This window comes from Micromonospora sp. MGP-C2 (assembly GCF_057766525.1).
On sequence record NZ_JBYMEN010000002.1, the window covers coordinates 3,569,870 to 3,584,949 of the forward strand.

Annotated in this window: 13 protein-coding genes and 1 pseudogene; 4 read left to right on the forward strand and 10 right to left on the reverse strand. The window is 71.4% G+C overall.

What is annotated here, in order from left to right; all coding sequences use genetic code 11:
* Window positions 1–65 precede the first annotated feature (65 nt).
* Window positions 66–1,226: a class I SAM-dependent methyltransferase gene (locus tag AC3CF1_RS16160; RefSeq protein ID WP_488450749.1), complete on the forward strand. Its 1,161-nt coding sequence runs from the start codon at window positions 66–68 to the stop codon at window positions 1,224–1,226.
* Here AC3CF1_RS16160 and AC3CF1_RS16165 read toward each other — a convergent pair.
* Entirely contained in the window at window positions 1,223–1,681 is a 459-nt protein-coding gene (locus AC3CF1_RS16165) for a hypothetical protein (RefSeq protein WP_355162616.1), read from the reverse strand. The genes AC3CF1_RS16160 and AC3CF1_RS16165 overlap by 4 nt on opposite strands.
* 244 nt (window positions 1,682–1,925) lie before the next feature.
* Between AC3CF1_RS16165 and AC3CF1_RS16170 the strand changes: the two genes are divergently transcribed.
* Complete coding sequence (locus AC3CF1_RS16170; RefSeq protein ID WP_088950292.1) at window positions 1,926–2,342, forward strand: helix-turn-helix domain-containing protein; 417 nt, start codon at window positions 1,926–1,928, stop codon at window positions 2,340–2,342.
* 28 nt (window positions 2,343–2,370) lie between these two features.
* Here the strand turns inward: AC3CF1_RS16170 and AC3CF1_RS16175 are convergent, their stop codons facing one another.
* The 9 genes and pseudogenes from AC3CF1_RS16175 to AC3CF1_RS16215 form a co-directional block, all read right to left on the reverse strand.
* Entirely contained in the window at window positions 2,371–3,297 is a 927-nt protein-coding gene (locus tag AC3CF1_RS16175; protein ID WP_488450750.1) for a hypothetical protein, read from the reverse strand.
* A gap of 201 nt (window positions 3,298–3,498) precedes the next feature.
* A complete protein-coding gene (locus AC3CF1_RS16180) occupies window positions 3,499–5,622 on the reverse strand; it encodes a DEAD/DEAH box helicase (RefSeq protein WP_488450751.1) in 2,124 nt (707 codons plus the stop codon).
* 154 nt (window positions 5,623–5,776) lie between these two features.
* Window positions 5,777–6,523 carry an SDR family NAD(P)-dependent oxidoreductase gene (locus AC3CF1_RS16185; protein ID WP_488450752.1) on the reverse strand — a complete coding sequence of 249 codons (747 nt, stop codon included), beginning with the start codon at window positions 6,521–6,523 and terminating at the stop codon, window positions 5,777–5,779.
* A 129-nt stretch (window positions 6,524–6,652) separates the two neighbouring features.
* On the reverse strand, window positions 6,653–7,756 hold the full coding sequence (locus tag AC3CF1_RS16190) for a branched-chain amino acid ABC transporter permease (protein ID WP_488450753.1): 1,104 nt from the start codon (window positions 7,754–7,756) through the stop codon (window positions 6,653–6,655).
* Entirely contained in the window at window positions 7,753–8,643 is an 891-nt protein-coding gene (locus AC3CF1_RS16195) for a branched-chain amino acid ABC transporter permease (RefSeq protein ID WP_088950297.1), read from the reverse strand. Before AC3CF1_RS16195 ends, AC3CF1_RS16190 begins: the two co-directional genes overlap by 4 nt.
* Entirely contained in the window at window positions 8,643–9,368 is a 726-nt protein-coding gene (locus AC3CF1_RS16200; protein ID WP_172862113.1) for an ABC transporter ATP-binding protein, read from the reverse strand. Before AC3CF1_RS16200 ends, AC3CF1_RS16195 begins: the two co-directional genes overlap by 1 nt.
* Complete coding sequence (locus AC3CF1_RS16205) at window positions 9,368–10,111, reverse strand: ABC transporter ATP-binding protein (RefSeq protein ID WP_088950298.1); 744 nt, start codon at window positions 10,109–10,111, stop codon at window positions 9,368–9,370. The genes AC3CF1_RS16200 and AC3CF1_RS16205 overlap by 1 nt, the downstream gene beginning before the upstream one ends.
* Window positions 10,112–10,114: 3 nt before the next feature.
* The gene (locus AC3CF1_RS16210; protein ID WP_355161597.1) at window positions 10,115–11,314 is read right to left on the reverse strand and encodes a substrate-binding domain-containing protein; all 1,200 of its coding nucleotides are present in this window, start codon (window positions 11,312–11,314) and stop codon (window positions 10,115–10,117) included.
* Window positions 11,315–11,757: 443 nt separating this feature from the next.
* Window positions 11,758–12,881, reverse strand: a pseudogene (locus AC3CF1_RS16215) (glycerophosphodiester phosphodiesterase).
* Window positions 12,882–13,022: 141 nt separating this feature from the next.
* Between AC3CF1_RS16215 and AC3CF1_RS16220 the strand changes: the two are divergent.
* Together AC3CF1_RS16220 and AC3CF1_RS16225 are read left to right on the forward strand one after the other, a co-directional pair.
* Entirely contained in the window at window positions 13,023–14,357 is a 1,335-nt protein-coding gene (locus AC3CF1_RS16220; protein WP_088950301.1) for a TrkH family potassium uptake protein, read from the forward strand.
* A 17-nt stretch (window positions 14,358–14,374) separates the two neighbouring features.
* A complete protein-coding gene (locus tag AC3CF1_RS16225) occupies window positions 14,375–15,046 on the forward strand; it encodes a potassium channel family protein (protein WP_308159361.1) in 672 nt (223 codons plus the stop codon).
* The last annotated feature ends 34 nt before the right edge of the window (window positions 15,047–15,080 follow it).

Sequence of the window (15,080 nt, forward strand, 5' to 3'; positions counted from 1 at the left end):
CCCCGCACCGCCTCGCGCGGTACGGGGGATGTTCCCTTCCCACCCCACCTGCCGAAGATGGAACGATGCCGGAACCACTGGATGTTGCCCTGACCGAGGTTCGGGCGCTGCTGCTCGACCCCGCGCTGACCCGGGCGGTCGCCGCCGGACGACGCCGTGGGCGCCATCCCGTGGTGGCTCGGGCCGAACTGCGGCCGGTGCGGCTCAAGGCCGGCCCGCGACTGCAGATCGCCACCTCCGACGGCACGCGCCCGTACACCCGCAACGTCGCCCCCGGTCCGGAGGCGATCCAGGCGATCGACGAGCTGCTGGCCGAACCGTTCGGCAACTGGCACGTGGAGACGGCCGACGCGACGCTCCAACTCCGGGTGACCAAGTCCGGCGAGGCGCAGGTGCACCGCGCCGCGACGTCCCGCCCGGCGGCCACACCGAGCGGGAACGACCGGACGAAGGAATACCTGCTCGACCCCGGTGACCCGATCTTCGCCGAGATCGGCGGCTCGGCGGCCAAACGCCGCCAGGTGGACGCGTTCCTGCGTGCCCTGGCCGCGACCCTGCCCGACGATCTGACCGGTTCGCTGCGGGTGGTCGATCTGGGCTGCGGCAACGCGTACCTCACGTTCGCCGCGTACCGCTACCTGGCAAGTCGAGGGCTCGACGTCCAACTGATCGGCGTGGACGTCCGGGAGGACCAGCGGCGCCGCAACACCGAGCTGGCGCAGCGGCTGGGCTGGGCCGACCAGATCAGCTTCGTCGCCGGCACGATCGCCGACGCCGTCGTCGACCCCGCACCCGACCTGGTGCTGGCGCTGCACGCCTGCGACACCGCCACGGACGAGGCGTTGGCCCGCGCGGTGCGCTGGGAGGCACGCTGGGTGCTGGCCGCGCCGTGCTGCCACCACGACCTGGCGAAGCAGCTCCGCGCCCACCCCACCCCGGCACCGTACGAGCTGCTGACCCGGCAGGGCATCCTGCGCGAGCGGTTCGCCGACGTGCTCACCGACGCGCTGCGCGCCGGGTTGTTGCGGGTGCACGGGTACCGGGCCGAGGTGGTGGAGTTCGTCGACTCCCAGCACACGCCACGCAACCTGCTGATCCGTGCCCGCCGCACCGGTAGCGAGGCCAGCGAACAGCAGAACGCGGAGTACCGCGAACTGGTGGACCAGTGGCAGGTCACACCCCGACTGGAGACCCTGCTCTCCGCCGCCGAGGAACCCGCCGCCTAGCGACGGCGATCGCTGCCGCCACTGCGGTCCCGGGCACCGTTGCGCTCGCCGGCGCCACGGCCGAGGACCGATATCCGGTCGCCGCCGTTGCGCTGGGTGGCCCGCTCACCGTCGCCCAGGGCGGTCGGGAAGGGCACGACCTTGCCGGCGCTCTCGGCGTTGCCGACGGCGGCGAAGGCGTTCCAGGAGATGTCCACCAGCAGCTTCTTGGTCTCGGCGTGCCGAATGGCAGCGCTGTGCTGCAACGCCATCCGGGCACCCAGCACCACCCCGACCAGCGTGGTGGTGATCGCGCCGGTGGCGGCCAGCACCTGGAGACCGGTCGCGGACCTGGTGCGGAGCACCAGAACCAGCAGCCATATCCAGAACGCGGCAGCGAAGACGCCGGCCTTGGCAACGAAGAACAGGCTCACCGCACCGGGCTGGTACGGCTGGGGGCGGCTCGGTTCGGCCATGGTGCTCCTCGGGCGGTGGTGCGGTCGGACGCGGCAGACGGGACCATGCCGGGACGGGCACCGAGCTTAGTGGAAGAACGATAGTGATCGCTTGATGCAAGTTTCCGTTGGCATCATGCTGTCGCGGAAAAGTCTCGTCCACGGGACAGATTGTGCGGTCAGTCAATTGTTTCCGGCTGTGGGCGTACTACCCTCGGAAAGGCGCATCGTCCCGGTGCTGCGGCAGGGGGAAAGACACACAGGGATGGGATCAGCCGAGGTATCACCGCAGATGGCCTTCGCCCGCTTCGTCCGGCGCGCCATCGATGACGCTCGTGACGAACGTGGCTGGACCGTGACCGATCTTGCCTCGCACACGGGCGTGGGACGCTCCACCGTGTTCCGCTGGTTGGCGGGTGACTGGCAGGATTATCCCGAGCTGGCCAAGGTGCGCGGCTTCTGCGCCGCACTGGACCTACCGGTCGCTGCCGCGTTCCGCGCGCTCGGGCTGCCCGACGCCGGCCCCACCCCCCGTCGACGCCATGACGACGGCCCCGTCGAAGCCGACGTCCGCGCCATCCTGGACCGGCTGGCCGACCCGACGGTTCCCGCCGAGGAGAAGCACCACATCCGCGACCTGCTCCGCTACCTGGCCCGCCGCCCCATCCGCCGAGCCGGCTAACCCCCCGGGGCGGGGGCCCGGGGGGGGGTTAGGGGACCGTGAGGGTGAACTCGGCGGTGTGGACTTCGGTCCCTACCTGGAAGTCCAGGTACAGGCGGTAGCGGCCGGGGCCGGGGGTGGTCAGCCAGAACTTGATCTGGCCGTCCACCAGCTCTGGTTCCGGGTGCACGTGCAGGTAGCCGAGGTCGCCCTCGCGCAACGCCACCAGATGCCCGTACGCCCCGAGGTACCGCTCCAGCGGGGCGGCGCCGCCAGCACCGTCGACCCGGAACGTCAGCGGCACTGTCGCTCCCGCCTGCGGGGTGCCCTGGTAGCCGACCGTGAACCGATCCACCGTCGTCGAGGTGGCCGGACCCGGCAGCGAACGGGGCTGGTAGTCACCGGGCACGACCAGGTCTGCGCCGAGGGTCACCGCGGTCTGCGCGCCGTTGTCGGCGACGACGGTGAAATCGGCGTACGCGCGCCAGACCCCGGACTGCGCGAGGGTCAACGGCACCGACCAGGTGCCGTCCGTCGCCATGGTCGGGTGCAGGTGCTGGTAACCGGTCAGGTCCCGGCGGACGACGATGAGGTGCATCGGCTTGTCGTGCACGACGGCGAAGCGGGTGACGGGCCGGCGCTGCACGTCGCGTACCTGGAAGCGGAGCTGACCGGGCCGGCCGGCCGCGAACTCGGTCGTCAGGGGCGCGAGGGTGAACCCGGCTGAGCTGACCGCCAGACCACCCGGCTCGGTGGCCGTGCTCTGATCGGTGCTCGCGGCGCTGCCGTGGTTGTGCGGCCCGGTCCCCGGTGGGTCGGTGTGTTCGGCGGCCAACGACGGGCTGCCGGTGGCGGTGCCTGTCGTGTTCATCCGGCCGAGGCCGAAACCGAGCAGCACCGCCAGCACCAGCCCACCGACCACCAGCGCCAGCCGGAGCGTGCTCCGGTCCGGCGCGGCGGAGACCTGGTCAGGCACCGCCGACACCCAGCACGTGGCCCGCCTCGGCGACGGCGGTCCTACCCGTGACGTCGTGCGCGCGGGTGACGGGCTGCTGGTCGGTCATACCGCCCACGGTACCGCCGCGTCGGGGCGGCCCAGGCCGACGCCCGGACGGCGTGGCGACGGTCGCATTCGACGCCCTCCGGGAACTTTCCCACCCGCCCCGCGCCCGGCGGGTCAACTGGCGACGGCGAGGGCGAGCGGGAGCACGTCAGGCGCGCCGGCCCGGCGCAGGGCCCGAGCGACCAGCGTCATCGTCCAACCCGAGTCGATCAGGTCGTCGACGAGCAGCACCGGGCCGTCCAGGCCCGTCAGGGTGTCCGCCAGGTCGGTCGGCACGGTGAAGGTGTCGTGCAGCGCGCGTACCCGTTGGGCGCTGTTGCCTCGTGGCCCGGCCGGACCGCCCGGACCGGCCGGGATGACCTCGCCGAGCAGCGGCAGCCGGCCCACGGCGGCGATCCGCTCGGCGAGCGACCCGACCAGTCGGGGCCGTCGCCGCGAACCGACCGCGACCACCCCCACCGGCCGGCGGGGCCACGGGTCGTCGCCGTGCGCCCACGCCTTCAACACCTCCACCACCGCGCCGACGACGTCGTCGGGCACCGGCGCGTCCGGTGCCTCCGGGCCGACGAGATCACGCAACCGGCCACCCCAACCGAGGTCCGAGAGGCGCCCGACGGCACGGCCCGGCAACGCCTGCTCCGCGGGGGCGATCCGGCCCTTGAGGGGTACGCCCACCGCGTCCAACCCGGTCGGCCAGAGCTTCTTCGGGGCGATCTCCACGCCGGGGCGGCCGAGGAAGGTCTGCGCGGCGGAGAGCGCGGCTGTCGACACGTCGGCGGAGAAGAGCGGGTCGGCGCACCTGTCGCACCGGCCGCAGTCGGTCGCCCCGGTGTCGTCCAGGCGTTCCCGTAGATACCGCATCCGGCAGTCGGACGTGGTCGCGTACTCCCGCATGGCCTGCTGCTCGACGGTGCGCGCCTCGGCGACGCGGCGCAACCGGGCCTCGTCGTAGACCCAGGGCTCGCCGGTGGCGAGCCATCCACCGCGCACCCGGCGGACCGCGCCGTCCACGTCGAGCACCTTGAGCATCAGCTCCAGGCGGGTACGGCGCAGGTCGACGAGCGGTTCGAGGGCCTGGGTGGAGAGCGGGCGGTCGGGGTGCAGGGCGGCCAGCACGGCGCGCACCTGCTGCTCGGGTGGGAACGCCAGCGAGGCGAAGTATCGCCAGATGGCTGCGTCCTCGACGCCGGGCAGCAGCAGCACCTCGGCGTGCTCGACGGCGCGGCCGGCGCGGCCGACCTGCTGGTAGTACGCGATCGGCGAGGGCGGCGCGCCGAGGTGGACGACGAAGCCCAGGTCAGGCTTGTCGAAGCCCATGCCGAGAGCGCTCGTCGCGACCAACGCCTTGATCTTGTTGTCGAGCAGGTCCTGCTCGGCGGCCCGCCGGTCGGCGTCGTCGGCCTGCCCGGTGTACGACGCCACCGGGTAACCCCGGGACCGCAGGAACTCGGCCGTCTCCCCCGCTGCCGCGACGGTCAGCGTGTAGACGATGCCCGAGCCGGGGAGCTGATCGAGGTGGTCGGCGAGCCAGGCCAGCCGGTGTGCCGGGCTGGGCAGGTCGAGGACCCCGAGGCGCAGCGACTCGCGGTCCAGGGTGCCGCGCAGGATGAGGGCGTCGCCCAACTGCTCCGCCACGTCCTGGGTGACCCGGGAGTTGGCGGTGGCGGTGGTCGCCAGCACAGGGGTGCGCTCGGGCAGCTCGGCGAGGAAGGTGCGCAGCCGCCGGTAGTCCGGCCGGAAGTCGTGCCCCCAGTCGGAAACGCAGTGTGCCTCGTCGACCACCAGCAGCCCGGTGGTGGCGGCCAGCTTCGGCAGCACCCCGTCGCGGAAGTCCGGGTTGTTTAGCCGTTCCGGGCTGATCAGCAGCACGTCCACGGCACCGGTCTGGATCTCCGCGGTGATCTCGTCCCACTCGTCGAGGTTCGCCGAGTTGATCGTGCGGGCCTTGATGCCCGCCCGGGCCGCCGCCTCGACCTGGTTACGCATCAGCGCCAGCAGCGGCGAGACGATGACGGTCGGGCCGTGCTCCCCGCGCTCGCGCAGCAGGGCGGTGGCCACGAAGTAGACCGCCGACTTGCCCCAACCGGTCCGCTGCACACAAAGCACCCGTCGCCGGTCGACGACCAGCGCCTCGATGGCCCGCCACTGGTCCTCACGCAGACGGGCGTGGTCACCGGCCAGCCGGCGCAGCACCGCCTCGGCCCGCTCCCGGATTGCCGCCCGCTCTGCTGTCTCCACCCGGCATTTCTACCAGCCCAAGTCGGATAACCCCCACGATCAGCGGGGCACAGTGGGCCCCGCCTCCACTGCCGCCGGCGTGTCCGTCGGCAGGACGGGCGGCGGCCACACGGGGGGCCGCCGCCCTTCAGTCGTTCATGGGCGCGCGCGTGCATCAGCGGCCGAGGACCGAGCCCCCGTTGACGCCGAGGACCTGACCGGTGACGTAACCGGCGGCCGGGCTGGCGAGATAGCGGACGGCCTCGGCGATGTCGTCCGGCAGGCCGGCCCGCCCGACCAGGGTCGCCGCGACCCGCTTCGCGTGCCCCTCGGCGGTCATCCGCTCGCCGAAGAACTCGGTCTCGGCGACATAACCGGGGCTCACCACGTTGACCGTGATCTGGTCCGGGCCGAGCTGAGCCGCCAGGTCGTACGCCCAGCCGTGCAGGGCCGCCTTCGCCGCCGAGTACGCCCCGCCGCCGCCGCGCTGGGCGGCGATCGAGCTGACCAGGATCACCCGCCCGTCGGGGCGACGCAGTGCCGGCCGCAACGCCTCGGTCAGCAGTACGGCGGTGAGCACGTTGGCCTCCAGGTTGGCCCGCCAGTGTGCGGCGGTCCCGGCCAGGGTGCCGGTGTCCCCGCCCAGGTAGCCGCCTGCGTTGTTGACCACCACGTCGACCGGCCGACCGTCGACCGCCGCGAGCACCCGGTCGAGCTGCTCCGGGTCGGTCAGGTCGGCGGTGACCGCGTTGACGGCGTCGGCCCGACCACACTCGGCGGAGATCCGCTCGGCGGCGGCCGACAGCACGTCCGACCGCCGCCCGACGATCAGAACGTCGTACCCGTCCCGAACGAGCGCCTCCGCAACGGCGGCCCCGATCCCGGTCCCACCCCCACTGACAACAGCAACCCGAGAGTCCATCTCCCCCGCCTCCCCCTCCGCGACAACACCCCGTCGATCATGAAGTTATCGCCATCCGCCACGGCGTGTCGTGGCTATAACTTCATGATCGACGGGGGCAGAAACGGGGTGGGGGGTGGGGGGTTGGGGTCAGCGTGGGGGGCGGAGGGTGCGGGTTAGGTGGGACAGGCGGGGGGCCAGGCTCGTCAGGCCTCCTGGGAAGAAGTAGACGGCCAGGATGAAGACCGTGCCCAGGACGAACAGCGGCTGGCTCAGCGGGTGGCTGAGGACGGCCGGGAGGTTGTCCACCGCGTCGCTCGTGCCGAACGCGGTGAGCCGGTGGTCCAGGTACATGTAGAGGACGCCGCCGAGCACCGGCCCCCACCGGGTGCCCGGCCCGCCGAGCACCACCATGACCAGCAGCGACAGGGTCAGCTCGGAGGACGTGATGTGCGGCGACGCGCCGCCGACGATGAGGACGTAGACCACCCCGCCCGCCGACGCCAGCCCGCCGGCGAGAGTGAACGCCACCAGCTTGTAGCGGTACGGGTCCAGCCCGAGCACACCGATCCGCCGCTCGTCGTCACTCAGCCCGGCGAGCACCCGACCGGTCGGGGAACCGCTCACCCGGTGCACCACGAAGACCACCAGCGTCAGGTACGCGAGCGCCAGCCAGTACAGGTTGACAGTGTTCGTCACCCCCACCAGCCCGGCGGGCAGCCCCGACACGTCCAGCGGCAGACCCTCCTCGCCACCGGTGAGCCCACCGAAGTCCCGGGCCACCAGGATCGCGCCGACCTGGGCGAAGGCCAACGTGACCATGGCGAACGCGATGCCCACGGTGCGCAGCGCCACCGCGCCGAGCAGCGCGGCGAGGATCGTCCCGCCAGTGATGGTCAGCAACGCCGCCTGCCACAGCGGCAGACCAGCCCGGGTGACGAGGATGTCGGTGCCGTACACACCGGCCGCGAAGTACAGCGCGTGCCCGAAGGAGAGCATGCCGGTCCGGCCGAAGAGCAGGTCGTACCCGGCCGCCAGACCGCCGAAGATCAGGCAGATGGCGAGCAGTTGCAGGGTGCCGGGCGAGTTGACCGGCCCCTCGAAGATCCCCGGCAGGGAGATCGTCGAGTACGGCAGGATCGCCAGCACGACCAGCGCGACCAGCGGCAGGAACGGGCGGACCCGGTGCCACCGCCCCCGCTGCGGGGTCAACTCGTCGGGCACCTGCGCGGGAGGCGCGTCGATCACCGTCATGCCGTTGCCACCTTTCCGGCGATGCCCTGCGGGCGCAGCAGCAGCACCACGGCCAGCAGCCCGACCACGCAGATGTCGCCCAGCCCGGACGTGCCGTAGTAGTTGACGAACTGCTGCACCAGACCGACCACGACCGCCGCGTACGCGGAGCCGACCACCGAGCCCATCCCGCCGATCACCACCACGATGAACGCGAAGATCAGCAGCGAGCTGCCCTGACCGGGCGAGACGGTGCCGAAGTAGACCCCGCCGAGCGCACCGGCGAGCGCGGCGGCCGCCCCACCGATCGCGAAGACCAGCGTGAACGCCTTGCGTACGTCGATGCCGAGGGCGGTCACCATCTCCCGGTTCTCCACCCCGGCCCGGATCACCAGGCCGTACCTTGTCCAGCGCAGGAACGCCAGGATCGCGCCGAGCACCAGCACCGCCGCGATGATCAGCAGCAGGCCGCCGTTGGGCACCTGCGCGCCGAGGATCCCGGTCACCTGCCGAGTCCAGTCGGGACGCGGGAACGGGCGTGCGTCCGCACCCCAGGTGGCCTGCAACAACGCCACCCCGGCCAGGGACAGGCCGACGGTCACCAGCACCTGCTCGATGGTGCGGGAGTAGAGCGGGCGGATCAGCACCAGCTCGACCAGGATCGCGACCAGCGTGCCGGCGGCCACCCCGAAGGCGACAGCGAGCACGAAGCCGAACCCGTCGGAGCCCGCGCCCGGCAGGTTGCCCGCCGCCCACCAGGTGCCGTACGCGCCCACGCCGAGGAACAGCCCGTGGGCGAAGTTGAGCACGTCGGCCAGACCGAAGACCAGGGACAGGCCCGACGCGACCAGGAAGTACAGCGCCGCCAGGCCCAGCCCGGTCAACGCCAACAGAATCACGGTCCCCATCAGTGGGACACCTCCGCCGAGCCGACACCCAGCAACGACTTCGTCAGCGCCGTCTCCAACAACAGCTCACGCGCGTCGCCGGTCCAGGCCACCTTGCCGGCGGCCAGCACCACCGCGTCGCGGGCCAGTCGGCGTACGACGGCCAGGTTCTGCTCGACGAGCAGCACCGGCACCGACTCCGCGACCCGTTCCAACACCTCGGCCACCTCGGTTACCACCTTCGGCGCCAACCCCTTGGTCGGCTCGTCGACCAGCAGCAGCCGGTTGTCGTTGAGCAGCACCCGCCCGATCGCGAGCATCTGCTGCTGCCCACCGGACAGCGAACCCGCCCGTTGCCGTCCGCGCCGGTCCAGCTCCGGGAAGAGCGCGAAAACCTTGTCGTACGCCGGGCTGGTGCCGCGTCGCTCGGCGAGCCGCAGGTTCTCGGCGACGGTGAGGCCGGCGAACACGCAGCGGTCCTCGGGCACGTAGCCGAGCCCACCGCGGACCAGCCGGTGCGTGCGCTGGGCCAGCAGGTTCTGCGCACCCATCCGGATCGTGCCGCGGACCTCCCCGGCGGGCGGGGTGAGGCCGACGATCGCGCGCAACGTGGTGGTCTTGCCGACGCCGTTGCGACCGAGCAGGACGGTCACGCCGGTCGGGGCGACCGCGAAGGACACCCCCTGGAGGATGTGCAGCCCGGAGATCCGGACCGACAGGTCCTCCACAGTGAGAACTGGTTCCATTAGAGCGACTCCCCCAGGTAGGCCTCTTGCACCGTGGGGTTCGCCATCACCGTCTCCGGCGTGTCGCAGGCCAGCAGCGCGCCGTGGTGCATGACGGCGATCCGGTCGGCCAGCTCCAGGATGACGTCCATGTGGTGCTCGACCATCAGCACCGCCCGGCCGCTGTCGCCGGTCAGCGACTTGATGACGGCCACCAGTTCGGGGATGTCCTCGGCGCTGACGCCGGCCATCGGTTCGTCCAGCAGCATCACCCGCGGTTCACCGGCGAGCAGCAGGGCGATCTCCAACTTGCGCTTCTCGCCGTGGGCCAGGGTGCCGGCGAGTGCCGTACCCCGGTGGGCGAGGCCGACCCGGTCGAGCGCCGCGTCGGCGGCGGCGGCGACCTCCCGGTCGGCCGCCGCCCGCCGCCACAGTGCCATCGAGCCCCCGCGGTGCGCCTGCACGGCGAGCCGGACGTTCTCCCGCACACTGAGCGAGCCGAAGACCGAGGACGCCTGGAAGGTACGGCCCAGTCCGAGGCGGGCCCGCCGGTGCGGCGGGAGCGCCCCGATGTCCTGACCGTCCAGAACTATCCGGCCCTCCGTGGCCCGGCGCAGGCCAGTGATCAGGTTGAACAGTGAGGTCTTGCCGGCGCCGTTCGGCCCGATCACGCCCAGGAACTCCCCGGGCGCGAGGTCGAGGTAGACGCTGTCGACGATGGCGACCTCACCGATCCGCCAGGTCAGACCGCGGGTGGCGAGCATGGGTCAGCCCTTCATCGCCACGGCCGGTGGCGCGGACTCGTCACCGGTGAGGCTCTTCTGCGCGGTGGCCGTGAACTCGGTGCCGCTGCCGGTCAGCTTGGCCTGGAACATCGGCTGGAGCAGCGCGTGGTCGGCGGCCCGGATGGTCATCTTGCCCTTGACCCCGTCGAAGCTCCAGCCCTCCAGGGCGGTGACCATCTTGTCGACGTCGTCCCCGCCCTCCTGCGCCGCGCGGACCACCATCTGGGCGGCGGCGAAGCCGTCCGGGTGGAACAGGTCGATGGTGGTGACCTTCGCCTTCAGGGCCTTGCTGGCCTCGGTGTCGCTCGCACCGTCGAAGTAGTGCGACAGGAAGGAGATCTTGGCGCCGGCGGTGCCGAAGGTCTGCCACGAGGCGCGGATGTCCAGGCCCGTGACGACAGTGGTGGACGAGAGCACGCCCTGCTGGTCGAGGGTCTGCCACATCGCCGGGGCGGTGGTGCCCGCCCAGGCCACGAACAGCAGGTCCGGCTTCGCCGCCTTGATCTGGCTGGCGAACGGGGTGAACTCGGTGGCGCTGGCCGGCGCCCGGACACTGCTCACGGTGGCGCCCGCGCTGCCGATGACGGCCTTCACGGCTGCCTCGTTGGCGTCACCGAACGCGCCGTCCTGGGCGAAGACCACGACCTTCTTGCCGGCCGGGTCGCCGATGAACGACTTGGCGGTCACCACGTCCTGGTAGGACTGCCGGCCGGAGCGGAACGTGTACTTGTTCGCGCCGGTCACCGCGTCGGTGGCGGCCGGGCCGGAGATGAACAGCACCTTGTTCTGCGCGGCGATCGGCGCGACCTGGAGCGCCACGCCCGAGGCGGTGGAACCGGCAATGATCTTCGTGCCCTTGCCGATCAGGTCCTTCGCCGCGGAGACCGCCTTGGCCGGGTCGCCCGCGTCGTCGACCTCGGTCAACTCGATCTTCCGGTCACCGACCTTGCCGGTGCCCTTGGTGGCGAAGTCCAGCCCCGCCTTGAAACCCTCGATGTACTGCTTTCCGTAGCTGGCCAGGGCACCCGACTGGGAGTACACCAGGCCGACCTTGACCGGCGCGGCGTTGTCGCCGCCGCCGGTGGCGGTGTCCTGCGGGCTACCACAGGCCGTGGCGGCCAGCGCCGCGGCCATCATCGTGGCGGCGGAGAGGAACACCCGCCGCGTCGTCCGGACCGTCATTGCGACTCCACATGAGGACTCGGAGGGAGAGAACTTCTTCGTGACGGCTCACGCTAGAAGTGACGTCACCCACGAGCTATGTGGCGGAAACACACAAGTAACAGGAATGAGGTGGCCGGGGGTTACAACGGGCCGCACGGTCACCAGAGAGCCGGCGCTCCCGGTGGCCTGAACCTCCACGGACCACCCGAGGTCTGTGTCGCCTCGCCCCATCTGCCCCGATCGGTCAACCACAGGGACCGTCATGAGTCGTCGCGCGCGGACACCGCCAACGACCGTCGAGCAGGCGAAGATCGCGTCAACTTCCCTGTTGTTGCTGTCTCAACCCGCCTCGGGGCAGCAACTTCGGTGAAGTTGCTGCCTCGTCCGGACCCCGGAGGTGTCGCTGGCCCGCCGTCCGGGTGGCGGACGGCGGGCCAGCGGGTGGGCCGACGGGCGGGGGGTCAGTTCCCGGCGAGGCCGGCTAGGGCGGCGACGGCCGTGTCCGGGTGGTCGCTGAAGACGCCGTCCAGGCCCAGGCCGAGGAAGAGCTCGTACTCGGCGGTGATGTCGCCGCGCGCGTTGGGGTCGGTGCCGATCCGGAAGTCCACCGGGAGGAACTGGTTCTCCGCGCGGAACGTCCAGGAGTGCACGAGCAGCCGCTCACGGTGCGCGTCGCGCACCACGTTGGTGGGGGCGAGCAGGGCGCCGGCAGCGTCCCGGGGCACGAGCAGGTTCTTGTTCGCCCCGATGCCGTCGGCGTACCCGGCGATCCACTTCAGCCCAGCGGGCGTGACGAGGTCCTGGTAGCCGCGGGTGTCACCGGCGACGGTGGAGTCGTACGGGCGGCCGGCGGCGTCGAGAAGTTGGACCAGCTTCACGTCGGTGATCCGGCTCAGCTTGCGCAGGTTGGCCGTCTCGAACGACTGGATGAAGACCGGCGAGTTCCTGCGGTCCAGCTTGTTCTGCCGCAGCACCCGCAGCAGCGGCTCCTCCAACGGCAGGCCGATCGACGTGAAGTAGGTCGGGTGCTTGGTCTCCGGGTAGATGCCGATGGTGCGGCCCCGTGTCCGCCCTTCGGTCCGGGCCAGGTCGATGACCTGGTGGAGGGTGGGCACCTCGAAGCGGCCGTCGAACGCGGTGTTCGCCACGCGGACCTGCGGCAGTCGTTCCTTGGCCCGCAGCGTCTTCAGCTCGGCCAGTGTGAAGTCCTCGGTGAACCAGCCGGTCACGGCGACACCGTCGATGGTCTTGGTCGCCTTGCGGGCCGCGAACTCCGGGTGCGTCGACACGTCGGTGGTGCCGGAGATCTCGTTCTCGTGCCGGGCGACCAGGACGCCGTCGGAGGTGGACACCAGGTCGGGCTCGATGTAGTCGGCGCCCATCCGGATCGCCAGCCGGTACGCCTCCGGGTGTGCTCCGGCCGGTAGCCGCTGGCACCTCGGTGACCGATCACGATCGGCCGGTCGTTCGCCCGGGTGCGGTCCGCGCCGGTCAAGGGCTCGGCGGCGGCGATGGTGGGCACGGCCATGGCGGCGGCGGCGAGCAGCACGCCGGCCAGGCCGAGGGTCGAAAGGGTACGTCGCAACGCCGTCTCCTGTCGTGGGGGTGAGCCGCTTCAGCAGACCGCCCCGGATTGGCCGGCAGTTGGTCGAGGGTTGGCCGGGAGGTGAATCTCCGGAATGAGCGTTCCCGCTCCGGGCGACGGGCGGGAAAGGAAGATTGTCTGGTGCGCCGGTTTTTCCGCAACCCCGTGCGGCTGGTGCCGCTGGGGTTCCTGGTGCCGATCCTGCTGGGCACCGGCCTGCTGATGACCCGCTGGTCGACCATCGAGCATCAGCGCCCGCCCCTGGTCACCGCGTTGTTCACCGCCACGTCGGCGGTGTCGGTGACGGGGATGGCGATCAACGACACCCCCAACTACTGGTCCGGCGCCGGCCTTGTGGTGATCACCGTGCTCACCCAGCTCGGTGGTCTCGGCATCCTCACTGCGGCGGCGCTGGTCATCCTGGTGGTCTCACGCCAACTCGGCCTGCGTAACCGGCTGCTGGTGCAGGCCGAGACGGCGGAGTTCGGCATCGGTGACGTGGGCCGGCTGCTGCGCCGGATCGCGATCACCGTCTTCGCCTGCGAGGCCGTGATGACGGCTGTGGTCGCCGGCCGCCTCTGGTGGGCGTACGACTATCCGCCCGGACGGGCCCTGTGGTCGGGCGTGTTCCACGCCGTCCAGGCGTTCAACAACGGTGGTTTCGCGCTCTACACCGAGGGTCTGCTGGCCTTCGACCGTGATCCGTGGGTGTCGCTGCCGCTGGCGTTCGGGGCCATCGTCGGCGGGCTGGGCTTTCCGGCCCTGTTCGAGGCCGCCCGGGAATGGCGCAAGCCGGCTGGCTGGGCGGTGGCCACCAAGCTGACCATCTGGGGCAGCGTGGTCCTGCTGCTGCTCGGCTTCGTCGGCCTGCTCGCCGCCGAGTGGACCAACGCCAGCACCATCGGCTCGTACGACGTCGGGGGCAAGGTGCTCGCGTCGTTCACCCAGATCGCGTTGAGCCGCACTGGGGGCTTCAACGTGCTGAACATCGCCGACCTCCAGGAGGAGAGCTACCCGCTGCTGATCGTGCTGATGTTCATCGGCGGTGGCAGCGCCAGCACGGCCGGCGGCATCAAGGTGTCCACGTTCTTCCTGCTCGCGTTCACCATCTGGGCCGAGTTGCGCGGCGAGCCCGACGTGACGGTCGGGCACCGCCGGGTGGCCACCGCAAGTCAGCGGCAGGCCGTGACGGTGGCCCTGCTCAGCGTCGCGCTGGTGACGGCCGGGACCATGCTCCTGCTGCTGCTCACCGAGGGCGTGCGGTTCGTCGCGGCCCTGTTCGAGGTCACCTCCGCGTTCAGCACCACCGGGCTCACCGTCGGTCTGGCCAGCGAGCTGCCGGCCAGCGGCCAGCTGGTGCTGACCGTGCTGATGTTCATCGGCCGGGTCGGGCCGCTCACCCTCGGGTCGGCGATCGCCCTGAACACCCGGCGCAGGCTCTACCGCTACCCCCAGGAACAACCCATTGTCGGCTAGGAGCGAGGAGGGTCGAGGTGTCGGCGAGACGATCGGACGGCGGCGGCGGCATCGTGGTGATCGGGTTGGGTCGCTTCGGCTGCCATCTGGCCGCGTCGCTCAACCGGATGGACCGCGAGGTGCTGGCCGTCGACCGCAACCCGGATCAGGTGCAGCGCTTCTCGGCGCAGCTCGACCGGGTGGTCCAGGCCGACGCGACGGAGGACGGTGCGCTGCGGCAGCTCGGAGTCACCAGCTTCGGCCGGGCGGTGGTGGCCATCGGGGCGTCGGTGGAGGCGAGCGTCCTCACCGTGCTGGCGTTGGTCGAGCTGGGTGTGCCGCAGATCTGGGCGCGTGCCACCTCGCAGAAACACGCCAAGATCCTGTCGTCGGTCGGCGCGCACCACGTGATCTTCCCGGAGGCGGAGACCGGCGAGCGGGTGGCGCACCTGATCGTCAGCCGGCTGCTCGACTTCATCGAGTTCGACGACGACTTCGCCATCGCCACCGTCCGGGTGCCGGAGTCGCTCGTCGGGCGCACCCTGCTCGACCTGCGCCCGGAGGAGCGTTCCGGGGTCCGGGTGATCGGCGCGAAGGCACCTGGTGAGCGTTTCCGGTACGCCTCGGACGACACAGCGCTGGCGCAGGGTGGGCTGCTGGTCGTGGAGGGTGGGATCGACCAGGTGCAACGGTTCGCAGGGCGACGCTGACCGTCACTTCTTACCGCCAGGCCCCTTCCCCTTG